This window comes from Microcystis sp. CS-574 (assembly GCF_028329095.1).
Lineage (GTDB): Bacteria > Cyanobacteriota > Cyanobacteriia > Cyanobacteriales > Microcystaceae > Microcystis > Microcystis ichthyoblabe_A.
Map to the genome: position 1 here is coordinate 32,883 of NZ_JAQMSY010000072.1, position 26,833 is coordinate 59,715.

24 protein-coding genes and 1 pseudogene are annotated in these 26,833 nt (G+C 43.6%); 12 read left to right on the plus strand and 13 right to left on the minus strand.

The window, feature by feature from the left end:
- Window positions 1-7: 7 nt before the first annotated feature.
- Window positions 8-517: a hypothetical protein gene (locus tag PN470_RS04995; RefSeq protein ID WP_002740417.1), complete on the minus strand. Its 510-nt coding sequence runs from the start codon at window positions 515-517 to the stop codon at window positions 8-10.
- Between the two features lie 581 nt (window positions 518-1,098).
- Between PN470_RS04995 and pyrC the strand changes: the two genes are divergently transcribed.
- Complete coding sequence (gene pyrC / locus PN470_RS05000) at window positions 1,099-2,133, plus strand: dihydroorotase (protein WP_002775509.1); 1,035 nt, start codon at window positions 1,099-1,101, stop codon at window positions 2,131-2,133.
- Window positions 2,134-2,275: 142 nt separating this feature from the next.
- Here pyrC and PN470_RS05005 read toward each other — a convergent pair whose 3' ends face one another.
- The 3 genes from PN470_RS05005 to PN470_RS05015 form a co-directional block, all read right to left on the minus strand.
- Window positions 2,276-4,645 (minus strand): endonuclease MutS2, encoded by a 2,370-nt coding sequence (locus PN470_RS05005; protein WP_272103893.1) that lies wholly within the window; start codon window positions 4,643-4,645, stop codon window positions 2,276-2,278.
- A gap of 281 nt (window positions 4,646-4,926) precedes the next feature.
- Window positions 4,927-5,328, minus strand: a complete 402-nt coding sequence (psb27, locus tag PN470_RS05010) for a photosystem II protein Psb27 (RefSeq protein WP_272103894.1) — start codon at window positions 5,326-5,328, stop codon at window positions 4,927-4,929.
- A 463-nt stretch (window positions 5,329-5,791) separates the two neighbouring features.
- Complete coding sequence (locus PN470_RS05015) at window positions 5,792-7,156, minus strand: sensor histidine kinase (RefSeq protein ID WP_272103895.1); 1,365 nt, start codon at window positions 7,154-7,156, stop codon at window positions 5,792-5,794.
- A gap of 243 nt (window positions 7,157-7,399) precedes the next feature.
- Between PN470_RS05015 and PN470_RS05020 the strand changes: the two genes are divergently transcribed.
- The 3 genes from PN470_RS05020 to PN470_RS05030 all read left to right on the plus strand — a co-directional run bounded on the left by PN470_RS05020 (window position 7,400) and on the right by PN470_RS05030 (window position 9,798).
- Complete coding sequence (locus PN470_RS05020) at window positions 7,400-8,608, plus strand: RNA-guided endonuclease InsQ/TnpB family protein (RefSeq protein WP_271937436.1); 1,209 nt, start codon at window positions 7,400-7,402, stop codon at window positions 8,606-8,608.
- Window positions 8,609-8,632: 24 nt separating this feature from the next.
- Complete coding sequence (locus PN470_RS05025; RefSeq protein WP_016517306.1) at window positions 8,633-9,325, plus strand: response regulator transcription factor; 693 nt, start codon at window positions 8,633-8,635, stop codon at window positions 9,323-9,325.
- Between the two features lie 170 nt (window positions 9,326-9,495).
- Window positions 9,496-9,798 (plus strand): hypothetical protein, encoded by a 303-nt coding sequence (locus PN470_RS05030; RefSeq protein WP_002775500.1) that lies wholly within the window; start codon window positions 9,496-9,498, stop codon window positions 9,796-9,798.
- 59 nt (window positions 9,799-9,857) lie between these two features.
- Here the strand turns inward: PN470_RS05030 and PN470_RS05035 are convergent, their stop codons facing one another.
- Window positions 9,858-10,019 carry an ATP-binding protein gene (locus PN470_RS05035; protein WP_271937440.1) on the minus strand — a complete coding sequence of 54 codons (162 nt, stop codon included), beginning with the start codon at window positions 10,017-10,019 and terminating at the stop codon, window positions 9,858-9,860.
- A gap of 278 nt (window positions 10,020-10,297) precedes the next feature.
- Between PN470_RS05035 and PN470_RS05040 the strand changes: the two genes are divergently transcribed.
- The gene (locus PN470_RS05040; RefSeq protein ID WP_002734743.1) at window positions 10,298-10,861 is read left to right on the plus strand and encodes a Uma2 family endonuclease; all 564 of its coding nucleotides are present in this window, start codon (window positions 10,298-10,300) and stop codon (window positions 10,859-10,861) included.
- Window positions 10,862-10,992: 131 nt separating this feature from the next.
- Here PN470_RS05040 and PN470_RS05045 read toward each other — a convergent pair whose 3' ends face one another.
- Window positions 10,993-11,652, minus strand: a complete 660-nt coding sequence (locus PN470_RS05045; RefSeq protein ID WP_069474613.1) for an SDR family oxidoreductase — start codon at window positions 11,650-11,652, stop codon at window positions 10,993-10,995.
- A gap of 124 nt (window positions 11,653-11,776) precedes the next feature.
- Between PN470_RS05045 and PN470_RS05050 the strand changes: the two genes are divergently transcribed.
- The 3 genes from PN470_RS05050 to PN470_RS05060 all read left to right on the plus strand — a co-directional run bounded on the left by PN470_RS05050 (window position 11,777) and on the right by PN470_RS05060 (window position 15,603).
- Window positions 11,777-12,481 (plus strand): DUF1997 domain-containing protein, encoded by a 705-nt coding sequence (locus PN470_RS05050; RefSeq protein WP_271937443.1) that lies wholly within the window; start codon window positions 11,777-11,779, stop codon window positions 12,479-12,481.
- 152 nt (window positions 12,482-12,633) lie between these two features.
- A complete protein-coding gene (gene typA / locus PN470_RS05055; RefSeq protein ID WP_002740401.1) occupies window positions 12,634-14,427 on the plus strand; it encodes a translational GTPase TypA in 1,794 nt (597 codons plus the stop codon).
- A 204-nt stretch (window positions 14,428-14,631) separates the two neighbouring features.
- Entirely contained in the window at window positions 14,632-15,603 is a 972-nt protein-coding gene (locus PN470_RS05060; protein ID WP_008201886.1) for a ribose-phosphate pyrophosphokinase, read from the plus strand.
- A gap of 53 nt (window positions 15,604-15,656) precedes the next feature.
- Here PN470_RS05060 and lepB read toward each other — a convergent pair whose 3' ends face one another.
- The 4 genes and pseudogenes from lepB to PN470_RS05080 all read right to left on the minus strand — a co-directional run.
- Window positions 15,657-16,259: a signal peptidase I gene (gene lepB, locus PN470_RS05065; RefSeq protein ID WP_103111157.1), complete on the minus strand. Its 603-nt coding sequence runs from the start codon at window positions 16,257-16,259 to the stop codon at window positions 15,657-15,659.
- A gap of 502 nt (window positions 16,260-16,761) precedes the next feature.
- On the minus strand, window positions 16,762-16,977 hold the full coding sequence (locus PN470_RS05070) for a hypothetical protein (RefSeq protein WP_002733358.1): 216 nt from the start codon (window positions 16,975-16,977) through the stop codon (window positions 16,762-16,764).
- Between the two features lie 384 nt (window positions 16,978-17,361).
- Complete coding sequence (locus tag PN470_RS05075) at window positions 17,362-19,773, minus strand: tetratricopeptide repeat protein (protein ID WP_271937447.1); 2,412 nt, start codon at window positions 19,771-19,773, stop codon at window positions 17,362-17,364.
- Between the two features lie 26 nt (window positions 19,774-19,799).
- Window positions 19,800-19,901, minus strand: a pseudogene (locus tag PN470_RS05080) (IS30 family transposase); the annotation flags it as partial.
- A 469-nt stretch (window positions 19,902-20,370) separates the two neighbouring features.
- Between PN470_RS05080 and PN470_RS05085 the strand changes: the two are divergent.
- Window positions 20,371-21,432, plus strand: a complete 1,062-nt coding sequence (locus PN470_RS05085; RefSeq protein ID WP_271937449.1) for a CIA30 family protein — start codon at window positions 20,371-20,373, stop codon at window positions 21,430-21,432.
- 86 nt (window positions 21,433-21,518) lie between these two features.
- Window positions 21,519-22,139 (plus strand): CPP1-like family protein, encoded by a 621-nt coding sequence (locus PN470_RS05090; protein ID WP_002732774.1) that lies wholly within the window; start codon window positions 21,519-21,521, stop codon window positions 22,137-22,139.
- On the opposite strand, the gene PN470_RS05095 is transcribed toward PN470_RS05090, so the two are convergent.
- Entirely contained in the window at window positions 22,136-22,831 is a 696-nt protein-coding gene (locus PN470_RS05095; RefSeq protein ID WP_002775478.1) for an HAD family hydrolase, read from the minus strand. The genes PN470_RS05090 and PN470_RS05095 overlap by 4 nt on opposite strands.
- A gap of 288 nt (window positions 22,832-23,119) precedes the next feature.
- Here PN470_RS05095 and sds point away from each other — a divergent pair, with 288 nt between their 5' ends.
- Window positions 23,120-24,091 (plus strand): solanesyl diphosphate synthase, encoded by a 972-nt coding sequence (sds, locus tag PN470_RS05100; protein ID WP_002775476.1) that lies wholly within the window; start codon window positions 23,120-23,122, stop codon window positions 24,089-24,091.
- On the opposite strand, the gene PN470_RS05105 is transcribed toward sds, so the two are convergent.
- Both PN470_RS05105 and PN470_RS05110 read right to left on the minus strand, forming a co-directional pair.
- Entirely contained in the window at window positions 24,088-24,633 is a 546-nt protein-coding gene (locus PN470_RS05105) for a hypothetical protein (protein WP_130758216.1), read from the minus strand. The genes sds and PN470_RS05105 overlap by 4 nt on opposite strands.
- A 104-nt stretch (window positions 24,634-24,737) precedes the next feature.
- The gene (locus tag PN470_RS05110; protein WP_271937454.1) at window positions 24,738-25,070 is read right to left on the minus strand and encodes a 2Fe-2S iron-sulfur cluster-binding protein; all 333 of its coding nucleotides are present in this window, start codon (window positions 25,068-25,070) and stop codon (window positions 24,738-24,740) included.
- A 62-nt stretch (window positions 25,071-25,132) separates the two neighbouring features.
- On the opposite strand from PN470_RS05110, the gene cimA reads away from it, so the two are divergent.
- The gene (gene cimA / locus PN470_RS05115; protein ID WP_002733550.1) at window positions 25,133-26,773 is read left to right on the plus strand and encodes a citramalate synthase; all 1,641 of its coding nucleotides are present in this window, start codon (window positions 25,133-25,135) and stop codon (window positions 26,771-26,773) included.
- The last annotated feature ends 60 nt before the right edge of the window (window positions 26,774-26,833 follow it).

Below are 26,833 nucleotides of genomic sequence, written 5' to 3' on the forward strand. Positions count from 1 at the left end.
TAACCGTTCACCGTTCTAGGGCGTATCCTTGCAGATTTTCGGGGTTAAATTGACGCAGGATAAGAGTCGCTTGATTTTTCAGGTTTTCCGAACCCTGCACGATAATAATATATTTTCCCGCACCGAGACGATTGCGATAAGGAAGTGCATCGCCACTGCCGGACGATAAACCCACGCCACCACCGACAAAAATACTCCCCATCGCCCCCCCCATCGCCCCGGCAATGCCGCCGACGATATGATTGCCCGGTTCTCCAGCCCAATCAAAGGTATGCAATCCCGTAATCAGGTTAAAAAGGTAGCCGCCGGCAAAACCGAAGGGAATTAACCAAAAAGCCATGAGAGTAGCCCGTTTTTTGGCCTGTTGGAAGGGATCGATCAAACCGAACTCATCAGCACTTTTATAGCCGCGACCGAGAATGGTCACTTGAGATTGGGGAATTCCCGCCTTTTCCAGGGCAACGGCAGCTTCTTCTGCTTGTATGCGATCAGCTAACACGGCAATGAGATAATTCATATTCTCCAACTTTTTAGGCTATCTTCATCTCCTATTGTAAGGATTTTGGGGACTGAAAAGCCGCTCGATCAAGAAAATATTCAAGGGGATGCGTTAGTCAATCTTGGATAGGATTGATTAATGTGGAATTATTAGCAATTCAAGAAATTGCTCTATCTTGGTTATTTCTGGCACTAATTTACTATAAATAAAGATGGTTTAATTGTTATTATTAACAAGAAGTTTTTTAGGACTATTACCATTGGGATTAGACTGTAAAGTTTGACTCACTCCTGTCATTATTTGAATGTTTTCATCGGCTACATCTGAGGTAAAAACTAAAAGAGAGATTAGATTTTTGGTAATAATATCTAGTCTTAAGTAATTCACTTGTACGCCAATTGAATTTATAAAAAAAAGAGAAATAAATACCGCAGTTCTAGCCTTATCTTATCGACCTATACCAATTTAGATGCGCGGCAGCTTATTAGTTAAAACCGACTTGACTGCTGAAATAGGGAATTGATTCCTTGACCGAAGATTGACTTCTCTCTTGTGTTTAGTTGTGGCGCTGGGATTCCTAACCGTTGTATGATGGAACAATGCGAAGACTCACAATCACTCGACCCGACGACTGGCACCTTCATCTCCGCGACGGTGCGGCACTGAAAGCGGTTCTACCCCATACGGTGCGTCAGTTTGCCCGTGCCATTATCATGCCGAATTTAAAGCCCCCAGTGCGCTCCGTGGCCGATGCCGCCGCCTACCGCGATCGCATCCTAGCCGCAGTTCCAGAGGGTCAACAGTTCGAGCCATTGATGACCCTCTATCTCACCGATAATACCAGTCCCGAAGAAATTATGGCGGCAAAAGCCTCCCAGTTTGTCAAAGCGGTGAAATACTACCCGGCCGGTGCCACAACTAATTCCGACTTGGGGGTGACGGACCTTCGTAGGTGTGATCGCGTTTTGGCAGCGATGGAGCAGCTGGAGCTGCCGCTACTACTGCACGGAGAAGTTACCGATGGTGATATTGATGTGTTCGATCGCGAGAAAGTGTTCATTGAGAAGCAATTAATCCCACTGATAACCAGATTTCCGAAACTGCGGGTCGTCTTTGAACACATTACCACTGCCGATGCGGTCAAGTTTGTTCTATCTGCTAACAACAACGTCGCCGCCACAATTACGCCCCAACATTTATTGTTTAGCCGAAACATTCTCTTTACCGGTGGCATTCGTCCCCATTTTTATTGCCTGCCGATTTTGAAACGAGAGGATCATCGTTTGGCACTTTTGCAAGCGGCAACATCGGGCAATCCCAAGTTTTTTCTAGGGACTGATAGTGCGCCCCATTCTCGCTACAGCAAAGAAAGTTCCTGTGGCTGCGCGGGTTGTTATTCGGCTCTGCACGCCCTAGAGTTGTACGCAGAAGCATTTGAGAGCGTCGATGCGCTTGAGCAACTGGAAGGGTTCGCCAGCTTTCACGGGCCAGATTTCTATCAACTCCCCCGGAATACGGAACAAATCACATTAAACAAAACCCCTTGGCGCATTCCCGATGAATTGCCCTTTCCCGAATCTGGACTGGTACCGTTACGAGCAGGTGAAGAGATAAGCTGGCAATTAGGGCAATAAAAACCGCCAGTCTTGATAGTTGCGGTCAAGAATTCACGATTTATTAAAGACTGATTATTTATTCCCCCTCTTGCCCCTTGCATGAGTGCCTGCCCTGATATGTAGCCTATACTCAAGGGATTTAGTATCACATCTGAAAACCCTAAGTTAAATAAGCGATAGTTACCCCCGAACCGCCCTCATTTTGGGGTGCTAATTGAAAGCGTTTTACTTGGGGATGACGGGATAGGAAATCGTGAACACCTTGACGCAATTTCCCCGTACCTTTACCGTGAATAATCCATAATATACCCGATTGGGTAGCCCTGATGATCGCCTGTTCGATATCCGTTTCTGACTCTGCCACCCTAGAACCGCGAATATCGACGGTATTATTAGCAGTACGAATTAAAGGAGTCTCCTGGGGTTTTGTGGGAGTTTGGGGCAAATTTTTGGCAGGTTTTGGCGCAGTTTCCACTTTTTGACCATCCAAAGACTCAATCTGGTCTAAGGGTAGGGTCATCTTCATCATACCGAAACGCAGGGAAATCTCGTCTGATTCCGGTGAAATTGCTAAAACTTCGGCAGTTTGTCCCAAATTGGGCAAGCGGACTCTTTCCCCCACTTGCGGACGATAATTAACCTTAGTTTTTTCCGTTTTTGGTAATAACCTTTCTGCGATCGCAGTTAATTCCTCTGTGGCTTTTTGGGCATCTCTACCGGTTTTTGTTCCTGCTTGCAATCGGCGAATAACGTCATTAATCTCTGCTTTTGCTGATAATAAAGCCTTTTGTATCTCCTGCTCCTGATAACGCTTTAATTCTCGCTCTCTCTCCTGTAGAGAATTAGCCCGTGTGGACACTTCTGTATAAAATTTCTCCGTTTGTTGGAGTAATTGACTAGCTTCCTTAGCTTTTGACTCCTGTTCCCGTCTTTGCGCTTCCAAACCAGCAATTACTTGATTTATCTCCTCCGATAACCCCCCCAGATGATTTCTCGCTTCGGCCACAATTTCGGCACTTAATCCCAAACGCTGGGCAATAGTTAAAGCATTAGAACGCCCCGGAATGCCCCATAATAGTCGATAAGTAGGGGAAAGAGTGCGATCATCAAACTCTACCGAGGCATTTTCAAAGCGAGAATCTCGATACTTTAACGCTTTTAATTCCCCGTAGTGAGTGGTAGCCACCGTCAGTAAACTATGATCGGCGAGGTATTGTAAAATAGCGATCGCCAAAGGACTTCCCTCGGCCGGATCCGTACCGGCTCCCACCTCATCGAGTAAAACCAAGGAACGAGAATTTAAAGCCGCTAAAATGCGGACAATCCGGCGAATGTGACCCGAAAAAGTTGATAAACTCTGTTGCAAAGACTGTTCATCGCCGATATCGGCTAAAACCTGATCGAACCAGGGTATCTCTACCGGTTCCCGCGCTGGAATAAACAAGCCCGCTTTCGCCATTAAAGCCGCTAATCCGAGGGTTTTTAAAGTAACGGTTTTTCCGCCGGTATTTGGTCCGGTGATGGCAACAACGCGAATTTCTGGGCTAATCTGCACATTTATTGGTATAACCTCCCCCCCCTGTTCGTGGTGTTTTTGCCACCAGAGCAAAGGATGACGCAAATTCCGTAAAGTAATCGTTTCCGAACCATCGATAAAGTGGGGGGGATTACCCTCTAACCATAAACTGTAACGGGCCCTGGCGGTGGCCAGATCGAGCCTAGTAGCGATCGCTAGTAAATATTCTAAGTCTTCAAAAGCTTCGGCGATCAGATTACTTAACTGTCGCAGGATTTTTTCTTCTTCGATTTGTTCCAGACGACGATATTGCCGCAGTTGATTGCCTTGGTCAACGATAGAGTGAGGTTCAATGTAAAAAGTCGCCCCTGTGCTGGAAGTATCGTGAATTATCCCCGGTATTTGCTCTTTTTGCGATGCTTTGACGGGAATCACCCAGCGCTCGCTTCTTTGGGTAATGACTGCTTCTTGGATAGCACCGCCCTGTTTTTGCATGATATCCTGTAATTTTCGGTAAATTCGCTCTCTAATCACCTTCATTTGTCCCCGAATTTCGCGTAATTGGGGACTAGCGCGATCGGATATGCGGCCATCTTCATCGATACAACGGTGTATTTCCTGTTCTATCTCTGGATAGGTGCGAATTTCCGCTACTAACTCTTTTAAAACCGGTATATCTTCCTGTTCGTCAATTAAACGCCGTAAACGTCGCACTCCGGCTAAAGTCGTGGCAATATTTAAAAGTTCCTGTCCCGATAATAAACCCCCCAGATGCGCCCTTTCTAGGGCATCGCCGATGTCGGTAATCCCATCAAAGGAAAGACGACTATCTAATTTTTGTTCTAAGCTATAAACTTCTTTGGTTTGGCAGAGTAGGTTTAAACTTTCCCCTTTGCTTTCCGGTAACGGCAATTGACGAATCGCGATCGCACCTAGTTTAGTCGCTGCAAAAGTAGCTAGGTGTTGACATAGCCGCGGCCATTCCAATAATTCTAGGGTTTCGTCTTGAATCAATTTTGTAGTTTTTTATAATACGCTTTGTATTTCTAGTCTAACCAGATTTGGTCTGATTAGGTCGAGTTCTACTGATAACTGATAACGGGTGCATCTCAATTTGGTCGAAATATCTAGATGATATTTGGGGCGCACGCGGTGCGCCCCTACCATTGGCCTGATGATATTATTTATTGTAGGGGCGAATTGCATTCGCCCTCTTTGAATGACTTCTGCTGCTCACCAATATGTGAGAGAAAGTCACAAACGTGAGATTCACCCCTGATCACTGATAACTGTATCTAAATTCCTTTCTGGAGAGAGAATTGCACCTGTTTAAATTCTTGTTTTAAACGTTGTTTGAGTTTGTCGGGGATAGGACGGGAACCGTAGGCGGTATAATAACCAGCTAGAGAGTTTAAGGCTGTTTGCATAGTAGTGAAAGAACGCAAACCCCCGGATTTTTTATCTCGTCGGTAGAGGGAGATGTAATCGTTGATTTGTTCCTTTGCTTGCGACTCAACTGCCGCTTTATTCGGGTCATCTTTGACTAAATCAAGGGCTGTGGTTAAACTTTCAATCACCGTCAGGGTATCCTGTCCATAATTGCCGGTTAACCCCGAACTACCAGAACAACCCATCAATCCGATGACCAGGACGAGAACCAAAGCTAATAAGCGAGAAATGTAAGGTTTTAGAGACATATTTTCAACACCATAAGTTAATCCCAAGTCACCTTATCCTATCAGGAAACCGTGACCAGTTCCCCAGGAGAGTCAACCTGCTGCAAAAATCAGGGGTCAACTGGGGGTAAATAGCCAAAATATAGGCTTTTTGGGCGGTAAAAGCCCTGTTTTTGCCTAAAAGTTGCGATGCCATCAACCCGGAGGGAGTTGATTCTGGACTAATTCGGTCCGCGATCAGGCACTGGTGACGGTTTCAGGGTCGATCGAGATTGGACTTTGCGAGCGATCAATCTAGAAGATAAGTAGGTAGGTGTTAAAAGTTGTCAGACACCCCCCTTATCAAGGGGGGCAGGGGGGATCAGAGGCAAAATCTATCTTCAATTTAATTATAACTACTTACTTAAAAATTCTTCGTTGCTTTCGTCCTGTTTCGAAAGAAAGAAAGTTAAATTTTGTAATCTTTGGGCCGCTCAAGCTGGAACTAGGGTGAAATGGGCAGTTTGACGGTAAAGCTTGTTCCCTTATCCACTTGGCTATCTAGGGCGATTTCGCCACGGTGGAGTTCGACGCATTTTTTAACCACTGCTAACCCCAATCCCGTGCCGATAATATTTTCCACATTCTGACCCCGATAAAAGGGTTCATAGATCTTACCTCTATCTTCCTCGGCAATGCCGATCCCGTGATCCCGGACTTGAAAAACAATGCGATCGCTATCTTTCCACAAAATCAAACTAATCCCTGCTCCTGTGGGGGAATATTTAATCGCATTTAAGAGTAAATTACTTAAAATCGAGTAGAGGAGTTTCTCATCTAGATAAGGACGGATCATCAATCCCTGACTGACAAATTTAATCGGGGTATTATTTTTATTGATAAATTGAAAATCCTCGACTAAATTTAAACAAAAAGCTTCAATATCGAGCGGCTCTAGCCGACAACTGAGATTACCAGATTCTGCCCTTGTTAAAATCAAAATATCTGTTAAAAATTGATTCATTAGTTTGACAGAAGACTGGATTCTATATAGGTTTTTTCTGCTCGACTGATCTGCATCTTTTAAGCCATTTTCTAATAACTGCGAGGCGGAAAGAATCACGGTTAAAGGAGTTCGGAACTCATGGGATATCATAGAAAAAAGCTGAATTTTCAGATCAGAAATTTCTTTTTCTTGTAGTAATAATCGGTGAATTTCCTCACTTTTTTGTCGCCGTTTCTCTTGCCAAAAAACTAAAAAATAAACTCCGCAAATAATCCCAAAGCTAGTAAAAGTTCCCAGTAAAACCAACAGAGAATTTTCGCTAATACTATCCCTAGAACTAGCGATGCTACTTCTTAAATTTCTTTTCTGACTAGCTTGTAAATAGGTAAGAAGATTTTGAAACTTATCCCGGATATCGACACTTTTAACCGTGATTGCATCTTGCAAAAGATCATCGGATTGATCGGATTTATAGGTGGCGATCGATTGATTAAATAGAGCAATTCGCCGATACATTAAATCCCCGATCTGAGTCACCATTTCCCGCTCGAAATCCGTGCCGTTTTCTAATTGTTTGGCCAGGAGTTGCCAGTTAGACTGCATCAAAGCGATCGCCCGACGATGACGGCCCAATTCACTAGAGCTGCCAGTTTTGATATAACCCCGTCTTCCCGATTCGGCCACCGCCATGTTAGCGTAAAGATTAGCGAGATTATCGATGATCTCGTAGGTAACTTCCACCTGGGCAGCGCGCTGACGCAGGGCGAGGGTATTGCGATAGGAAACTAGGCTAATAGTTCCCATCAATAAGACAGTTAGCCCGAAACCTCCCGCGATCCATTTTCCTTGTTTGAGCCAATTCATCAGAAGTTAACCGACGCTATTTCCAGCTTACTCTATCTAAATGGAGCAAGAGGACTCCCCTTAAATTTCTCCTTAATTAAAAATATACCAGAAATTAACGGGAGATGAATTGCCCCCAGAATCTAAACTAACGCGACAGCGTTTCCTAATAAGGAAAGGCTTGATTCTCAAGGTATGTATGAGCTTGACACATTTAAGCGGTAAGTGTTATACTGAAAAGATAGCACAGATGGGGTCAGGCTGATGTTAAATGTTTTAAAAGTGAGAATATACCCAAACAAAAAACAGGAACTAGCCTTAGCTAAAAACTTTGGTTGCGTCCGTTTTGTTTGGAATTACTACTTAAATAAAACTAACAATCAGTACCTAGAGACTGGTAAAGGAATGACCTACTGTGACATGGCAAAAGACCTTACCCAACTCAAGAAACAACTGGATTTTGAATGGTTAGCTGAGGCTACTGCCGCTACCTTGCAGCAATCATTGAAAAACTTAGAATCTGCTTTTAAGAACTTCTTCTCAAAAAGAACAAAATTCCCTAAATTTAAAAGTAAGCACAAAAAACAATCAATCCGTTATCCTGAAAGTTGTTCAATTAGAAATAAGGGAATTAAGCTACCTAAATTAGGGGTTGTAAAAGCTAAGATTTCTCAAGTAATAAATGGTAAGATTAAATCCGTAACTGTTTCTAAAACCAGTACAGATAAATATTTTGCTGCCATCTTGTTTGAGATGGATGACTCAACAACCATTGAAAAACTAAAAATATCAGGGATAGACCTAGGTTTATCTTCTTTAGTTACGGTTTTTGATGGTGAAACAACCTACAAGATTGACCCAATCAAACCTACCAGAAAATATGCTAAACGTTTAAAGCGGAGACAACAAGCATTGTCTCGTAAAGCCAAGGGGTCTAATAATCGCCAAAAAGCCATTAAGGAGGTAGCCAAGGTTCACGAAAAGATAGCAAATACTAGACAGGATTTTCTTCATAAACTCTCCAGAAAGTTATGCGATGAAAACCAAATCGTTGTAGCCGAGAATCTGAATATTAAAGGGTTAGCAAGGACTAAATTAGCTAAATCAATACATGACGCTGGTTTTGGTATGTTGCTTAATTTCTTGGACTACAAGCTAAAAAGAGAGGGAGGAAAACTTGTAGAAGTTGACAGGTTTTATCTGAGTACAAAACTCTGTTCTTGCTGTGGATTTAAAAATGATTTATTGACTCTCAGTATTCGTGAATGGATTTGTCCAGAATGTAAGACGCAGCACGATAGAGATGAAAACGCCGCCAAGAATGTAAGGGAAGAAGGTATGAGAATACTGTCAACAAATACCGATGGACAGTCGGAATTTCAAGCTTGGGGAGAAACTGTAAGACTCGTTGGTACTTGTACCGAAAAGCGGGTTTCTGTGAATCAAGAATCCCCCGTCACAGCGTCAGCTTGACGGCGGGAGTGTCAAGTCTAGACCATGCGAATTTTAGTAGTAGAAGATGATATGCAACTAGCCGAGATTTTGCGAGAGGCATTGAGCGAGCGACAATACGTTGTCGATGTGGCTAGAGATGGAGAAGAAGGCTGGAATTGGCTAGAATTAGGCAAATATGATCTTTTAGTTCTCGATGTCACCCTGCCCAAATTAAGCGGAACTTTACTCTGTCAACGTCTGCGACGAGCGGAATCCCATCATCCCGTCTTTGCTAATGCCACCGTTCCCGTCCTATTATTAACCGCAAGGGATACGGTAATCGATAAAATCGACGGATTAGACGCAGGGGCCGATGATTATGTCACTAAACCCTTCGATTTGGGCGAATTAATGGCGCGGATTCGGGCCTTGATCCGACGCGGCAGCAGCACCAGCAGTGTTTTATTATCTTGGGGGGGTTTGCAGTTAAATCCCAGTACCCACGAGGCCAGTTATAACGGTCAATTTCTTTCCCTCACCCCCAAGGAATTCGCTCTCTTAGAATTACTTGTTACCCATGGGCGCCGGGTCTTAAGTCGATCGGGTATTATTGAGCGAGTTTGGTCTTTGGACGATTCTCCAGCCGAGGAAACCGTTACTTCCCATATTCGCGGTCTTCGTCACAAGCTAAAATCCCTCGGCGCGCCGGAAGACTTTATTGAAACCGTTCACGGTCTTGGTTATCGTTTAAAGTAATATCTGCCTTTAGACAGTGGACAAAATCATTTCTGCACGAAATCTGCACCAAGTTTGCAGAGGGTTTCCATAATCACCCGTTAAATTAGAAAGTTAGACAGGTGCAGGGCTTCTAAACAATCAGAGCGGTCAAACCTGTGACTCTCCTCTCCTAAACGGGGCTGCTTGAAATGATTTATACGCGATTTGACTATCACGGTTGGCAGATTGAATTGATCCTAGAAATGCAGGGTTATTCTTTTCAATGTTGGCGAGTGGATGGCAGGGAAGGAATTAGCGATTGCCTAGTTTATGCCACCTCTGAACAAGCTTTAGCGGCTGCCCGACACCGGGCGGATCTAGAGTCCGCTTGTCTTGCCCTACTGCGATTTCTTAATGATATCGGTGGCCGGAATTATTATCTCACCCGCGATGATCGCGATGCTCTCAGCCGGTCAATTTTAGAATATGCCCGTCTGGGTGGTGTTTCCTAATTTCTTCCCCGGAAGTTTTCCCCTGATTGAGAATGATTCTCGCTCCGATTTATTGATTTTCAGGCCAGTTTCGGTAATAGAATCGTGACAGTGGTTCCATTACTGGGGATAATAGTAATTTCGATCGAGCCTCCGTGTAGTTCCACGCATTTCTGCGCTACCACCAACCCCAACCCTGTCCAGGCGATGTGACGGACATTTTTATATAGGGTTTGCGGCAAAAAGTTTTTCCTGGTGGCAGGGTGTGGGGTGTGGGGTGTGGGGTGTGGGGTTTTACCAGTTTTGAGGTGGCCAATTACCTAATTTTCAGGGAAAAAGTGCCTAAATTTCCCCCCGATCACTCCCATATCCAGTACTTTTTGATTGACAAAAGATCTAAAAGTCTTACCCAACAAGGTTTTTAGATTTATTCAGCCAGCCCTGTATAACTGTTTGGATCTTCTCTGCTTGGAGAAATTGCGATAAAATTAACGATCATAGCGATCAATAAAAAAATTTTATGGTTGTCACTGTTAATAATTCCCTGACAATAAGGGAATTTCTGCAATTACCAGAAACTAAACCCGCCAAGGAATTTATTGATGGTCAAATTATTCCTAAACCGATGCCCCAGGGTAAACATAGCACTATTCAAGGTGATTTAGTTCCAGCTATTAACGCTAGTCTAAAACCCCAACGAATTGCCCGTGCCTATCCTGAATTGCGTTGTACTTTTGGCAGTCGTTCTCTAGTTCCTGATGTTTCAGTTTTTCTCTGGGAAAATATTCCTCGCGATAGCGAGGGAAAAGTATTAAATACTTTTGCGATCGCTCCTGACTGGCTAATTGAAATTCTCTCTCCAGATCAAAATCAGACTAAAGTTGTTAAAAATATCCTTTATTGTCTGGATCACGGCACTCAAATGGGTTGGTTAATCGACCCTGAAGAAGAAATTATCTTTGTTTATTTTAGTGATCGAACTATCGCTATTTTTGAATCAGAAAATGCTCTTTTACCCGTCCCCGCTTTTGCGACGAATTTTCAAATCACCCTCGGTCAATTATTTGACTGGTTAAGAGGTTAACGGATTATCAGTTACCAGTTACCAGTTATCAGTTACCAGTTATCAGATATGAGTTTTTAGTTTCCACATTTGGGTTATCAGTTCACTGATTACTGTTTGCTGTTTACTGATTACTGATCACTGATAACTGTTTAGCCGACACTTTGAAACAATTGAGTCCAATCGAGATTGGGAGCATCTGAGGGAGCAACAATTTCGATAATTTTATTGTTAGCGGCGGGATAAAATAGGGATTCTACGCAAACCGAGGCCACTTTCGTGCGGGGAATACTGCCCTCAGAAAGGGTATCGGCGGATGACATTTTAATGGCATTAAGATTATCATCGTTTTTAAGGCCTCCGGGGCGCACAATCGTGTAGGTTAGTCCACTATTGATTAAATAGTCCTCCGCTTGTTTTTTCCAGAATAAAATTAACCAAAAGAGATTGAGGGGATGGAAAAAGTTCGACACACAGAGGGAAGTAACGAGAACAAAATGTTCGATTCCTTTCTTTTTGGCCGCATCGATGAGATTTTTAGTTCCCAAGTAGTCCACTAACAAAGGTTCCGTGGGATTAAAACTCGGTCTGGCTCCCGTGGCGCATAGCAAAACGCTACAATCAGCGATTAGTGCCTCTAACTTATCGGCCTGTTGGACATCTCCGACGACGATTTCCACCCCTGCTGGCAAAATTTCCGCCGCTTTCTCGCGGTTTCTCACCAAAGCGCGGACGGGAATCTGACGTTCGACTAATTGGGCAACGATTCGCCGTCCCGTTTCCCCTGTGGCTCCTGCTACAAATGCTTTCATCGCTTCTTAACCAAATAGTTTTTAACAATACGTTACACTAATCTCAATTCTACAAATTTCCCCGATCCTTTGGCGGTTAATCCCCAAATTTTTCTAACACTATCATTTGCCAGGTTTATAAGTCATGCAGTGTCCCCCCATTAACTCCCTAGCTCGCGAATCTGTAGAAGTCAAAGAAGACAATCAATTTCTCGGTTTTCAAACCCGTTTTGCCGGCTCTATGGATATGTATAGCAATCAGGACACGGTTGCCGATTATCTGGGCGCTCACGAAGGTTGGTTTTGTCGTTGTGCCGAACCGATGAAAACTCTGCCCTTTGGTGACAATGGTTATCTTATCACCATCGGTAAATATGGCGCTTTTGGCTATGAACTGGAGCCGAAAATCGCTGTGGTTCTCGATCTGCCGGTTAATGGAGTCTATCATACTCGCAGTGTTGCCATTCCCGATCAACCGTTTTTGGGCTATCTAGTGGATTATCAGGCAATTATGAAACTAGAGGAAATGCCGCTATCTTCTCCTAGTCAGGAAATTGAGGCAATTTTTCGGCAACAGGGACGGGATATTCCGGCGGTTATCACCCAAGTCACCTGGGAACTGCATATAAATGTTATGGTTAAGTTTCCCAAGTTTATTTATAAGATTCCCCGTCCCATTCTCCAAAAAACCGGTGACAAACTGTTGACGCAAATTGTTCGCCAAGTTTCCCCCCGGTTAACCTATAAAGTTCAAGAGGATTTTCACTCTAGCTTCAATTTACCCCTACCCCCTGCCTCCAGTTGTCTTTTCTATCGTCTCGACTCCTGCGAGGGTGGGTTGCTTGCCTAGGGTTTGGGGAGTCTGTCAACAGTAAGCAGTAGAGCTTGCTGATGGGAAACCAAGGAAAAATAAAGATTTGCTAACGGTGCTGGTCAGTCTAAGCTAGAATTATTAAGAAATGTTTACTCGTAAAAATAAACCTAAGACTACTTCAATATTTTATGTCTCTGCCTATCCGTAACGTTGCTATCATTGCTCACGTTGACCACGGGAAAACCACCCTCGTCGATGCACTCCTCAAACAGTCGGGAATCTTTCGAGAAGGGGAAGATGTACCCACCTGCGTCATGGATTCCAATGACCTCGAAAGAGAGCGCGGTATCACCATTCTGGCCAAAAACACCGCCGTTCGTTACCAAGACACCCTGATTAACATCGTCGATACTCCCGGTCACGCCGACTTTGGTGGCGAAGTGGAACGGGTTTTAGGTATGGTGGACGGTTGTATCCTGATTGTCGATGCTAACGAGGGGCCGATGCCCCAGACGCGTTTTGTGCTGAAAAAAGCCCTAGAAAAGGGATTAAGACCGATTGTCGTGGTCAATAAAATCGATCGCCCTAACGTCGATCCTAACCTAGCCGTGGACAAAGTTTTCGATCTGTTTGTGGAACTGGGTGCTGATGACGACCAATGTGATTTTACTACTCTGTTCGCTTCCGGGATGCAAGGATTCGCCAAAGAAAGCCTCGAAGACGAAGACAAAGATATGCAGCCCCTGTTTGAGGCGATTTTACACCACGTTCCACCACCGGCCGGGGACGTTAACAAACCCCTACAGCTGCAAGTAACCACCCTCGATTATTCGGAATACTTAGGACGCATCGTTATCGGCCGCATCCATAACGGCGTAATTAAAGCTGGTCAACAGGCTGCTTTAGTAAAGGATACGGGCGCAATTGTCAAGGGTAAAATAACAAAACTTCTTGGTTTTGAAGGCCTCAAACGGGTGGAACTAAACGAGTCCAGCGCCGGTAATATCGTCGCTGTGGCTGGTTTTGCCGACGCTAACATCGGGGAAACGGTAACTTTAGCCGATGACCCGCAAGCTTTACCCCTAATTAAAGTCGATGAACCGACCCTACAAATGACCTTCTCGGTGAACGATTCTCCCTTTGCCGGTCAGGAAGGCACTTTCGTCACCTCGCGGCAAATTCGCGATCGTCTCATGCGAGAATTAGAAACTAACGTCGCCCTACGGGTGGAAGAAAGTGATTCTGCCGAGAAATTCCTGGTTTCGGGCCGGGGAGAACTACATTTAGGCATTCTCATCGAAACCATGCGTCGGGAAGGCTACGAATTCCAAGTATCGCAGCCGCAGGTTATCTATCGCGAAATTAACGGTCAACCCTGCGAACCCTACGAATACCTCGTTTTAGATGTACCCGAAGAAGCGGTGGGTTCCAGTATCGAACGTCTTGGCCAACGGAAAGGGGAAATGCAGGATATGCAGACGGGCAGCAATGGCCGTACTCAATTGGAATTCGTGATTCCGGCCCGGGGTTTAATCGGTTTCCGGGGGGAATTTATCCGTCTGAGTCGCGGTGAGGGGATTATGAACCATAGTTTTCTCGAATATCGTCCTTTCTCCGGGGAATTAGCCACCCGTTACAATGGTGTGATTACTGCCTTTGAGGAAGGAGTCGCCACTTTCTACTCCCTCAAAAACGCCGAAGACCGGGGGGTATTCTTTATTACTCCGGGGACAAAAGTGTATAAAAACATGATTATCGGCGAAAGTAACCGGCCTCAAGACGTGGAGATCAATATCTGTAAAACTAAACAGTTAACTAACCATCGTTCCGCCACCGGGGATGAATTGGTTCAGTTACAATCCCCCGTGGATATGAGTCTCGAACGCGCCCTCGAATACATTGGACCAGATGAGTTGGTGGAAATTACCCCGAAATCGATCCGTCTGCGTAAATTACCGGTGAAAAAGTTAGCCAAACGTTAATCGGTTTTGACAAAATCCGGCGGCAATTTTGCCATGGCCGTTGCTGCTAAAAGGGGCTGCAACGGCTCGAAAATGATCGGTAATTGGTTATGATTGAGATCTAACAAAGAAATCCACTCAGATTTTCAACAAAACTGAGATGATAGAAAAAAGTGCCTTGAGTTTGAGGGTAAAGAATCTGCTGTGAGCTATTCTGCTACTTTGATGCGACATCCGATGTTTCCCGCCGCGTCGGACAGCAATCGTCTGCGTCTCTTTTCGGGATCCGCTAATGTATCTCTCGCCCAAGAGGTGGCCCGTTATCTGGGTATGGATGTGGGGCCGATGATTCGTAAACGTTTCGCCGATGGTGAATTGTACATCCAGATTCAGGAATCGATCCGGGGCTGTGATGTCTATTTAATTCAACCCTGTTGCAATCCCGTCAACGATCACTTGATGGAATTGTTGATCATGATTGATGCCTGTCGTCGTGCTTCTGCCCGACAAATTACCGCCGTAATTCCCTATTATGGTTATGCTCGCGCCGATCGCAAAACCGCCGGCCGGGAATCGATCGCCGCTAAACTGGTGGCTAATCTGATCACGGAAGCGGGGGCAAGTCGCGTGTTGGCCATGGATTTGCATTCGTCCCAAATTCAAGGTTATTTCGATATTCCCTTCGATCACGTTTACGGTTCCCCAGTGGTGGTGGACTATCTTCTCAGTAAACAATTACCCGATATCGTCGTGGTTTCTCCCGATGTGGGTGGGGTGGCTAGGGCGCGGGCTTTTGCCAAAAAACTCAGTGATGCGCCCCTAGCAATTATTGATAAACGCCGGCAAACCCATAATGTGGCGGAAGTGATGAACTTGATCGGCGATGTTAAGGATAAAACGGCGGTTTTAGTCGATGATATGATCGATACGGCCGGTACGATCGCTCAAGGGGCGCAGTTACTGAAAGCCAAAGGGGCGCGGCAGGTTTATGCTTGTGCCACCCATCCGGTTTTTTCCGGTCCTGCGATCGAGCGTTTATCCAGTGGCATAGTCGAGGAAGTGATCGTTACTAACACGATTCCCGTCCCACAAGACCATTTTTTCCCGCAACTGAAAGTCTTGCCGGTTGCCCCGATTCTGGGTGAGGCCATATGGCGCATCCATGAGGACAATTCCGTGAGTAATATGTTCAAATAGATGGCCGAATCCCCCTAGTTTTAGGGGGAATTTTTATATTTATTTTGTTGACATTAATTCTGATTTATGGCAGCTTCGGGGTTGTCAAGTCCTCCCAGACGATCGAAGGGCCAAAAACGCACCACAGCGCGACCGATTAAGTTTTCCCGGGGAACGAAGCCCCAAGCGTGGGAATCATAACTATTATTGCGATTATCGCCCAAAACCAGATATTGATCGGGGGGAACTGTCACCGGTCCGTAAGTATAATTAGGTTCTTCGGCGATATACTTTTCCGCTAAAACTTTACCGTTGACGTAAACTAAACCGTTTTTGACTTGCACCTTATCCCCCGGCAGTCCAATCACCCGTTTAATAAAAGCATCCTGAAAATTTTGAGCTTTTAGAGCGGCTGTCGGACTAAAAACCACTATATCACCCCGTTCTGGCTTCTGAAAATGATAGCTAACTTTCTCGATAATTAGGCGATCATTAATCTGGAGAGTGGGTTCCATGGAAGAAGAGGGAATATAACGGGCCTCAGCCACAAAAGTGCGGATGCCAAAGGCCAAAATTCCAGCCGTGACAATGGTTTTAACTGCTTCTAGCCAAGGATTTTCTTGGGGTACGGGAGGGGGAGAAGGTTTTTCGGATTTATGGTTCAAGCTTTCAGCCATAGAATTTTAACTTTTGAGAAGGATTAAGCTAATGCGCTCTTTAATTTTTTAGTTTAGTGATAGTAGCAGCGTAGATAATATTTTAAGACAATTTTCCCACACATACCGGATCACTGTTAATTTGTCAAGGCCCCATTCTGCTGCCGGAAGGGGAATTTCCTCGGGGGTAGAAAACGGTAAGATTATACCAAATTTCTAAATCCATGACAGACATCCACGCTCGAATGCTTGCCAAGCCTGCATTCGTTGTGACGCGAATAAAGAAAAATGGTATAACTCCTCTAGATAAGTATTTTGGCTCACGCCCCTTCCTCTTTTAAGACGTTGTGACACTTAGGGTGCGGAATGTGGGTCACTACGATCCGTCCTTTGAAAAACCCAATGGCGAAGACGGAACCTCATGGTGTATCGCCCTGACCAACCGAGCGGATCTCGACCAGGTGTTGAATTACGTTCGTACTTATCGACCTCAATATCTCGAAGTTAATATTCAGTAATTCACTCACTTACATTCTATGTAATCGTAAATTTTCGGGTCTTCCACTGGTTTTAACTCTCGACGAGGACACCACTGATTAATATTGACTGCCTTAGCTTTATTCTTCATCTCTTGCGGTACTTGCGGTATTTGCTGATTAGCCTCTTGCGTATTCTTGTAATTAATCACGGCTGGATAGAAAGGTTCTTCGTTACTTGGTATGGTTCGATAGGGGGACATAAATCGACTAAATCCTTATCTGGCAAGAGACTTAATTGATTAGTTCGCTCTAGATCAAAAACAATTGACAAAAATTGCCAAATGTTTTTCTATATAAGGGTTACATCTATTATAACCCCCGTCCATTGCATAACACAAACCGAAGAACCGTTTTTATTTTACCATAGCAAGCTCTATTTACGTATCAAATGGAATTGCTATAAAACCTAATTTGTTCAGCTAAAAGCTTTCATGTACTTAGTTTATAGCCTTCTTTTTCGGGGGGAGAATTGCCAGATTTTTTCTGGGAGCCTTTTGACCCCCCAAAAATTAATTATGCAAGAAAGCTAATCAATGATAAAATCTTGAAGCCTTTGTCAAAAATGAGCTTATTTTTTAGACAAATTACTGCATTTTTAACATCCATTCTACCGCGCGTTCATACAGTTCTAAATTACCAGTTTTTATCAAAGCATTAGCGGCTTTTTGCAAATAGTTAAGGCTCCCTACTCGACTACTAGGATTTTTATCATCGTAGGTGGCAAGAGCCAAGTTATAATAAGCTTCGCCATAATTGGGACGATAAGTAATTGCTAATTGATAATCCGCAATCGCTCCCTTCTTATCGCCCATTTTTTCCTTAACTAAACCTCGATTATAGTAAGCTTCAGCATAGTTAGACTGGAGAGCAATAGCCATATTTAAATCCTCCAAAGCACCGGCATTATCTCCCAAATCAAAGCGAATAACTCCCCGGTTATTATAGGGGATTGGGTTATTGGAATTCAAGCTGATTGCCCTATCTAAATCCTCTAAAGCACCCTCTTTATCACCAGTTTGTCGTCGAATAATACCACGATTATTATAGGCGATCGGATTCTCCGATATTCTCGGTGTTACTTGTACATTATCGGGAATAGTAGCGGTATCCGTGCGTGCATTTCCCCGATTACTATACACTGTCACATCGATAGGACTAATGCTCAAAGATTGCAGATAATCTGTAATCGCTCCTTGATCATCTCCCACGTCAGCGCTACTATTACCACGACTATAGAAAATTCTCGCATCGCGGACTTTTTGTAGAAATACATTATAATCCTCGATCGCTCCCTGTTTATCCCCTTTTTCAAAACGCGCATTGGCCCGTTTATGATACCCTTCTGGATCGTTAGGATGGGCAACTATATAAGTAGTATAATCTCTTTCGGCCGCGGCAAAATTTTTCAGAGCAAAATAAGCATCTCCCCGGGCTTGAGCATGACAAGAGATGTTATAATTAGGACGAAAATCGGTTTCTCTGGAGTTATAAAAATAATTTTTGTCGGCAGATTCTTGGATATTTTCGCTACAGACAGAGCGAGAAGTAAAACTAGGTGTATTAATCCGATCATCTTGGGCTAAGGCAATATTATAATTATCTACTGCCTCCTGATAACGCCCTAATTTATACAGCACTAACCCCCGATGATAGTGAGCGGCTGCATCATGACGATTTCGTGCCACTGCCGCAGTAAAATCCTCTAAAGCTCCTGCGTATTCTTGATATTTATTGGCTCGCATTAACCCACGATATACATAGGCTTTTGCGTCTTGGGGTTGCAGATAAATTGCTTGGTTATAATCTTGAATTGCCCCTTGATTATTGTTGAGTCTTAGGTGAGCATAACCCCGTTTAAGAAATGCTCTAGAATGGGGAATTTTATCGTAGTTGGGATTAATACGGATGACAAGTGCTAAGTCTTTGATGGCTCCATTATAATACTCGATCGCTGTTTGATATCCTTCGGGGGAATTATTCGATAAATTGGCTAATTCTACTTCCTCGTCAGCCATTTCAATTTGTACTCTGGCGCGGTTTTGATAACTGCTAGGAGCATTCTTGGCTAAAAATAAGTTAGGTGAGCATTTTAAAACGATTTTATAATCCTTAAAAGCATCTCGTTTTCTCCCTATCTTTTCTAAAGCTATGGCCCGATTATAATAGCCTTCAATTAGATCGAGTTTGTATGAAATGGCCAGATCATAATCTTTGATAGCCGCCGCATAATTGCCTAAGTGAGAGTAAAGGTTTCCTCGATGATAATAGCCGCGATAATTCTCAGTTTCATAACCGATGAAACGCTGGTAATAATCTAAAGCCAAGGATTGATGATTGAGCAAAAATGCAATAATTGCTAGGTTAAAGTAAACTTCGCTTTTATTGGGATTATATTTAAAGGCTTGCTGAAAATCTGAGCGGGCAGCTTCCAATAATTTTAGCTGATGTTGATATTTAATTCGGCTTTCTCGCTCAATCAATGGTGTTTCTTTCTCAATAACAGGGATTTCCTCAGCTATAGGGATTTTTTCCCCCTCAATGACCATGGCTAACTTTAACACACCTCTTTGGTAATAGGCTTGGGCTAGTAACTGTCTATCTTTGAAGGCGGGAGCATGATAATTACTATACCAAATGTATTGACTAAAATCATCGATCGCACCGTTTTGATCATTGATTTTTTCTCGGGCCATTCCCCGTTGAAGATAAAGTTTAATCGTACCCAGATCGCTAGGATAGACTCGCAGAGTGGCCGAATAATTAGCAATTTCTCTTTGGAGAGCATTAGTATCAACCTCTTCCCTAGAAATGACGGGACATTGTAGGTTTTCCACTGCTCTCACCGAGCTAACTGCTAAACCAAATAATTCCCAAAACAACAGGGGAGACAATAAACATATTTTTCTAAAAAGCTTGACATTTAAACTATTTTGTGCTAGGGGATTGGGGATGGCTTGCTCTGTCGGGGTTTTAGGGATTAAGGATTGTTGTGGCATGATGATTAAAAAAATTTGCAGTAAACTCAAATCTGAATTGCATCACTATCCGATCGTATTTGATAAAATACCTCAAAGGGGGTTCGATAGTCAAGACATTTTCGGGAATGATTGTTAATTAACTCCACAACTTTTGCAGCATCCTTCCGTTGGCTATCCTAGACTGGTTATGGCAAATTAGTAGTTTGAATCAGCTTAGAAACTTAGATAGTATGGAATCGAACAAAGCAAAAATAGGTCCTCTTGGGTTTGCTGGGTACGAGCGAATAGAACGAACCACAAAGGACACAAAGATCGATCGCTCCTATATTAAGTTAAACTGATCAGACGAAGAATAAGAGAGTCAAAATTAATAGACCTCCCGCAAAAGTAAGTTCTCGAGCCGCTATCGGGTCAAAATATCTAAAAGCACAGATAAATTTGACATCATCTTCGGTTTTATGGGTAGGATAGTTGTCTCTTGTCTTTTTTCTCCTCCTGTCTCGGAGTTTCCTCACCTAACGGAAGATTTTTGATTTTTACAGGAGAGTCTTTGATCTCAAACAGCCAAATTAACTCGATAAAATAAAAATTAATGGCAGTAAGGAGATAAAATTTATGGCTGAGTCAAAAACCTGGGATTTTCAGAGATTTTGGCAAACTCTGGACTATTTTGATAGTATTCCCCTCTGGAGTTGTCTGCAAAAACTGCTCGGTTTCGGGGAAGATAAAAAAATTCAGCTAACAAATGAGCAAGGCATGAAGACTATTTTAGTCATTGGTGGTGAAAACGCGATCGGTAGAAAGGTAATCGCTCAACTACAGCAGCAAAACTATCAAATTCGCGCTTTAGTCGATAATATCGAGTCTGCACGTCAATTATTTGCTGAAAATGTCGATTTATTCGCTCTGCAAACCCCGCAATTGTTCATGGGGATTGATGAGATTATCTACTGTCAAGGGGAGAATAACCGCCATAGTTTAGCTAATTTACTTGATTTACTGAAAAATGCCGGTATAACCGCTGAAAAAACCCTCTTTGACTTTAGCAATCCCAGCAGTGATATAAAAGAAATCTGGGGTGCGGTGGATGATGTGGTAATGGGAGGAGTGAGTGAGAGTCAGATAACCCTAACCGGAGGACGCGCTCTCTTTTCTGGTATCGTTAGAACTGAAAATAACGGCGGTTTTGCCTCAGTTCGTACCAGAAACCTGAATCCTCCCCTAAATTTATCTAACTACGAGGGAATAGAATTACAGGTACAAGGGGACGGAAAACGCTATAAATTAATTCTGCGTTGTGAAGGACGTTGGGACGGCATCGGTTACTGTTATTCTTTTGATACACTTGATCGCACTTGGCAAACGATTTCTATTCCTTTTGGCGATTTAATCCCAGTGCTGCGGGCCAAAACCCTGCGGGAGGCAGCACCCTTTGATAGCAGTAGCGTCTATGCTTTGCAGTTAATGCAGAGTAAATTCGAGTACGATGGGGCCTTAAATCCCCGTTTCTCCCCAGGATTATTTGCTTTAGAAATTGTCACAATTAAGGCCTACGGGGGTAAAAACCGCTTAATTATCGTTAAGGAAGGAGAAATCGCCGAAAAAAGCCTTTTAGATGCCAGTGGTTATCCCTACGAAGCGATCGATTCTAGCCAGATTTTCGCTAAACTTAATTAATTTAAATAAGCTTGCATCTCAAGTTAAACTACAGAACATCGGGTTAAGATCATGACTATCGGGAGCATAATTAAGGAGGTATGTTCATGAGTGAACAGAATCCCTACGAACAACTTGGGGTTACTGAAGAATCCTCTTTTGAAGAAATTCAAGAGGCCAAACAAAGACTGGTGCAACAGTATCAGAATGATAGCAAAATTGTCGAATCGATCGAGGCGGCCTACGATTCTGTCCTCATGGATCGACTGCGGATGCGACAGGAAGGTAGGATTAAAGTACCCGATCGCATTCGTTTTCCCGAACGTCTGACGATTCCGGTGGAAAGTAAACCAGTTACTAGCAGTAAATCTCCTAACTGGTGGCGAAGCTCAATCGATACACCTTCTGCACAGGATATAGGTGTACCAGCAGTGATTTACGCTTGTTTAGGAGCAATAACGCTGTTAGTTCCCGATCCCAGTGGCTCCCTTTTACCGCTGCTCTTAGCTTTTGGCGTTTTCGTTAATATCTATTTTTTCAACCGCAAAGAAAAACGTTTTGGCCGCGCCTTACTATTCACTCTCGCTGGTTTAGTGCTAGGAGTCGCTCTGGGAGCGGGATTAGCCAGTTTAGCGGCCAAGGCTGATTTGAATATTTTCGGTGATCGCCAAATTTATGCGCTCATCACTTTTCTGATCTTTTGGGTGATTAGTAGTTTTTTCCGTTAACCGAACGCTCGTAGGGATCCTAAGATCACGTCCACTGCTTCCCCAAGGTTATTGACGATATAATCAGGCTCGTAGCTCTCTAAACGGGAACGGCTGCGAATCCCCGATAATACGCCAATAACCTTGATATTTTGGCTCTTAGCGGCGGCAATATCCGCTTCCGTATCCCCCACCATCCAAGTATCGGCAGCCGCCGGCAGTTCTTTAGCGGCCTTAGCCATAAGCAGGGTTTTGTCGCGCACGTCGTTGGTTTTGGTGTAATTGTTATTTAGACAATAACGACGATTAGCGGCGAAAAAACGACCGATATCGTGGCGATTAAAGGCATGATCTAGCTCAGATACCCGCCGCATCGTCATCACGACTAAATCGATCTTTAACTCTTGGATTTTCTGGAGAGTTTCCAAAGAACCAACCACCGGGCGATCGTGGACAAGATAGGGTAAAGTATGAACAGTTTGACGACGAAGATGGGCAAATTTACGCGCTTGATCTTCATCTAATCCTGACATTTCCCCGATACGCTTCTCAGAAACCTGATCCCGTTTTAACTGCCAGAATTCCGCTTTCGATAATTCCCCGATAATTTGACCTTTATAGGCGGTTTTCTGTAAACAGTATTGATAAACTTGGTAATATCGCTCCGATACGTCCATTATCGGGCCGTCAAAGTCGCTAATTAGTCTCAACATCGTTCTAATACTTCTCGCTTTATTAATTTTTATATACAAGTTACCCTAGAGTCTTGACAATGACAAGAGTTTTGTCAGGAAAAAAATTAGGGATGAGGGAAGTGGGGTGTGGGGTGTGGGGGGAGATGGGGAAATTTCAACTAATACCCCAAAACCCCAACCTCCAACCCCTCACTGTTTACTGATCACTGATCACTGATGCTTCCCCTTCCCTAGTCTGGACGGTTAGCTTAAAATAAATGTAAGGATATGTAAACTTTCGTAACTATCTCGCCAATTGGCTAACCAATGATCCCAACAACTTCTTTATTCGCACCCGTTGACGATGATCTCCGTCTTTTGACCGATAACTTAAAAAATCTCGTCGGCGCTCGTCATCCCATTTTAGCGGCGGCAGCAGAACATTTGTTCGAAGCCGGTGGTAAACGCGTTCGACCGGCGATCGTGTTGCTGGTATCTCGCGCTACCATGTTAGACCGGGATATCACTCCCCGTCATCGTCGATTAGCGGAAATCACGGAGATGATTCACACTGCCAGTCTTGTCCATGATGATGTGGTAGATGAGGCAGAATTGCGGCGCAGTGTTCCCACCGTTAACAGTTTATTTGACAATCGCGTGGCGGTTTTAGCGGGGGATTTTCTCTTCGCTCAATCCTCTTGGTATCTAGCTAATTTAGATAATTTAGAAGTGGTAAAATTGCTCTCAGAAGTGATTCGCGATTTTGCTGAAGGGGAAATTCAACAGGGAATTAATCGCTTTGATACCAGTATCTCCCTGGAAGCTTATCTAGAAAAAAGTTACTACAAAACAGCTTCTTTAATTGCCAATAGTGCCAAAGCCGCTGGGGTATTAAGCGAGCAATCGGCTGAAGTTAATCATCATTTATATAATTATGGTCGCAATTTAGGATTAGCTTTTCAAATCGTCGATGATATTCTCGATTTTACCTCTCCCACGGAAGTATTAGGAAAACCCTCTGGCTCCGATTTGATCAGTGGTAATATCACTGCTCCCGCTCTCTTTGCTATGGAGGAAAATCCCTATATAGAAGTGTTAATCGAACGGGAATTTAGTCAGGAAGGAGACATCGAAAAAGCTCTTGATTTTATTCACTCTAGCCAAGGTATTCTTCGCTCAAAAGAGTTAGCCAATCAATACGGACAAAGTGCCTTAAAACACCTTGACTGTTTAGCTTCTTCTCCCTCAAAAGAGGTGTTAATCGAGCTAGTGGATTACGTTTTGAGCCGAATTTATTAGGGAATCATAGTTCTCGCCGTAGCAATAGTCCAAGCATCGACTAATAATAAAAATAGGGTGAGAATAAAAAGAATTCCATACATCCAAGGCTGAGAAAGGGGGCGAATATCGGTCATATCCAGGTTAGTTTTTTCCTCGATTATTTTGACCATGCGATTAAATCCCACTACTCGCATCGGCAATAAATAGGCTTTTTCTGCGGAGCGATCAAGGAAATAATAAACTAAACCACCCTGTCCTGTACTGCGACATTTAAGTTCTTTTATATCTGTCCAATTTAACCACCAACCAGAGCGAAGAAAAGCAGGAAACCATTGGGGATAGGTAACTTGTATCCCTGTTTCTGATAAAATCACTCTTTCACTTAAAGCTCCGTATAAAGCGATTAATCCTAAGCTGATTCCTAACCAAAGAAAATTGGGATTAACGGGGGAATTAGTGACTTTTGCTAAAAAGGGTAAAGGGATGGTTAACGCCACATATAAACTTAATAAAGTTACCCGAATTATTGGTGATATCCGAAAAGTTATTGTCTCGTTCATTTGATAACCTTAATCAGTAAACAGTGAAAAGAAGGCTCCGAACTTGCCACTTAATACTTTAACACTTTAATACTTAATACTGCTCACTGATAACTGATAACTGATCACTGATCACTGATCACTGAGTCTCCTTGTCCCCAAAAACCATCGTATTTAGTCACTTCAATATCACCAAAAACTTTGACTTGACAAGCAAGACGACGGTTATTATTGGGGTTATGGGGAGGTAAAGAAAGACGCGCTTTTTCCTGCCAATTGATAGCAGAAACTTCGCCCACAATTGCCACCGCACAGGTTCCACAGCTGCCGATGCCGCGACAATTGATTAACTTGGAACCGCCATTATACAAAGAAATGTCATGTTTTAATAATATACGACGGAGATTTTTACCTCGATCGCAGGTGATTGTTTGACCGTAAACTGTTATTCTAGGCATTAGGGGCGTGATTTTAAGTCGCTACAGTTATTAATTAATATTAACACCTATTGACTATTTCTATGAACAATGGTAAGCGCATTTGGGTCTATGACACTACTCTCCGGGATGGGGCCCAGCGAGAAGGTATTTCCCTCTCCCTAGAAGACAAAATTAAAATCGCTAGGGAATTAGATCGGATGGGTATTCCTTTTATCGAAGGCGGTTGGCCGGGCGCAAACCCTAGGGACGGTCAATTTTTCTGGAAAATGCACGAAAAACCCCTAAAACAAGCGGAATTAGTCGCTTTTTGTTCCACTCGTCGCCCCCATGTCGAAGCCCGAGAAGATCCGATGTTAACCGCCATTCTCGCAGCTAGAACCCGTTGGGTGACAATTTTCGGCAAATCTTGGGATCTGCACGTCACAGAGGGCTTAAAAACCAGTTTGGAGGAGAATTTAGCCATGATAGGAGATACAATCGAGTATCTACGCTGTCAGGGAAGACGAGTCATTTATGATGCCGAACATTGGTTTGATGGTTACAAAAATAACCCCGAATACGCCCTTTTAACCCTCAAAACCGCCAGGGATGCCGGGGCCGAATGGTTAGTTTTCTGTGATACCAACGGTGGCACTTTACCCCAAGAAATCGCCCCTATTGTGGAGAAAGTGCGGGAGCAATTGGGTATCGATCCTGATGAGGAAAATGCGCCTCAATTAGGCATTCATGCTCATAATGATGCAGGAACCGCCGTAGCTAACTCTTTAGCGGCAGTTAACGAGGGCGCACGCATGATTCAAGGCACAATTAACGGTTATGGGGAACGCTGCGGCAATGCCAATTTATGTACTTTAATTCCCAATCTTCAGTTAAAAATGGGCTTTTCTTGCCTAGAAGAAAATCAATTAGGCCGATTGACGGGAACTAGCCGAAAAATCAGCGAAATGGTCAATTTAGCCCCAGATGATCATGCTCCCTTCGTCGGACGTTCCGCTTTTGCCCATAAAGGCGGTATTCACGTTTCTGCGGTGGCGAAAAATCCCCTCACCTACGAACATATTAATCCAGAAGCGATCGGGAATCAGCGCCGCATCGTCATTTCTGACCAATCGGGATTAAGTAATGTCTTAGCGAAAGCGCGCAGTTTTGGCATCGATTTAAATAAAGATGATCCCACCTGTCGGCAAATATTGGAACGTTTAAAAATCTTAGAAAGTCAGGGTTATCAATTTGAGGCAGCCGAAGCTAGTTTTGAGTTATTAATGCGGGAAGCTTTGGGACAGAGAAGTCACCTTTTTGAATTAAAAGGATTCCAAGTTTATTGTGATATGCTCCGGGATAGTGGTAATGCGATTGCGACAATTAAAGTACAGGTAAAAGAGGAAGATTTATTAGAAGTGGCCGAAGGTAACGGTCCAGTGGCTGCTTTAGATCGGGCTTTAAGAAAGGCTTTAGTCAAATTCTATCCCGAAATTGCTAACTTTCACCTGACCGATTATAAAGTGAGAATTCTCGATAGTGGTTCGGGGACGGCAGCGAAAACTAGGGTTTTAATCGAGTCCAGTAACGGTCAACAAAGATGGACTACTGTGGGAGTGTCTAGTAATATTTTAGAAGCTTCCTATCAAGCAGTAGTGGAAGGAATTGAATACGGTTTATATCTGCTGCAAAACAATAAACTAGAATTATCGGGTCAATTTTGTCCTTTAGGGACAATTTAGGGAACAGTAATCAGTAATCAGTAATCAGATTTTTTATCCCCACACCCCACACCCCACACC

Coding starts and splice junctions, on each gene's coding strand:
- cimA (WP_002733550.1), top strand. CDS start 25,133: ATGAACAATGGTAAGCGCATTTGGGTCTATGACACTACTCTCCGGGAT.
- PN470_RS05025 (WP_016517306.1), top strand. CDS start 8,633: ATGCGAATTTTAGTAGTAGAAGATGATATGCAACTAGCCGAGATTTTG.
- typA (WP_002740401.1), top strand. CDS start 12,634: ATGTCTCTGCCTATCCGTAACGTTGCTATCATTGCTCACGTTGACCAC.
- psb27 (WP_272103894.1), bottom strand. CDS start 5,328: ATGTCTCTAAAACCTTACATTTCTCGCTTATTAGCTTTGGTTCTCGTC.
- PN470_RS05030 (WP_002775500.1), top strand. CDS start 9,496: ATGATTTATACGCGATTTGACTATCACGGTTGGCAGATTGAATTGATC.
- pyrC (WP_002775509.1), top strand. CDS start 1,099: ATGCGAAGACTCACAATCACTCGACCCGACGACTGGCACCTTCATCTC.
- PN470_RS05090 (WP_002732774.1), top strand. CDS start 21,519: ATGAGTGAACAGAATCCCTACGAACAACTTGGGGTTACTGAAGAATCC.
- PN470_RS05110 (WP_271937454.1), bottom strand. CDS start 25,070: ATGCCTAGAATAACAGTTTACGGTCAAACAATCACCTGCGATCGAGGT.
- PN470_RS05075 (WP_271937447.1), bottom strand. CDS start 19,773: ATGCCACAACAATCCTTAATCCCTAAAACCCCGACAGAGCAAGCCATC.
- PN470_RS04995 (WP_002740417.1), bottom strand. CDS start 517: ATGAATTATCTCATTGCCGTGTTAGCTGATCGCATACAAGCAGAAGAA.
- PN470_RS05015 (WP_272103895.1), bottom strand. CDS start 7,156: ATGAATTGGCTCAAACAAGGAAAATGGATCGCGGGAGGTTTCGGGCTA.
- PN470_RS05045 (WP_069474613.1), bottom strand. CDS start 11,652: ATGAAAGCATTTGTAGCAGGAGCCACAGGGGAAACGGGACGGCGAATC.
- PN470_RS05060 (WP_008201886.1), top strand. CDS start 14,632: ATGCGACATCCGATGTTTCCCGCCGCGTCGGACAGCAATCGTCTGCGT.
- PN470_RS05070 (WP_002733358.1), bottom strand. CDS start 16,977: ATGTCCCCCTATCGAACCATACCAAGTAACGAAGAACCTTTCTATCCA.
- sds (WP_002775476.1), top strand. CDS start 23,120: ATGATCCCAACAACTTCTTTATTCGCACCCGTTGACGATGATCTCCGT.
- lepB (WP_103111157.1), bottom strand. CDS start 16,259: ATGGCTGAAAGCTTGAACCATAAATCCGAAAAACCTTCTCCCCCTCCC.
- PN470_RS05085 (WP_271937449.1), top strand. CDS start 20,371: ATGGCTGAGTCAAAAACCTGGGATTTTCAGAGATTTTGGCAAACTCTG.
- PN470_RS05050 (WP_271937443.1), top strand. CDS start 11,777: ATGCAGTGTCCCCCCATTAACTCCCTAGCTCGCGAATCTGTAGAAGTC.
- PN470_RS05020 (WP_271937436.1), top strand. CDS start 7,400: ATGTTAAATGTTTTAAAAGTGAGAATATACCCAAACAAAAAACAGGAA.
- PN470_RS05040 (WP_002734743.1), top strand. CDS start 10,298: ATGGTTGTCACTGTTAATAATTCCCTGACAATAAGGGAATTTCTGCAA.
- PN470_RS05105 (WP_130758216.1), bottom strand. CDS start 24,633: ATGAACGAGACAATAACTTTTCGGATATCACCAATAATTCGGGTAACT.
- PN470_RS05095 (WP_002775478.1), bottom strand. CDS start 22,831: ATGTTGAGACTAATTAGCGACTTTGACGGCCCGATAATGGACGTATCG.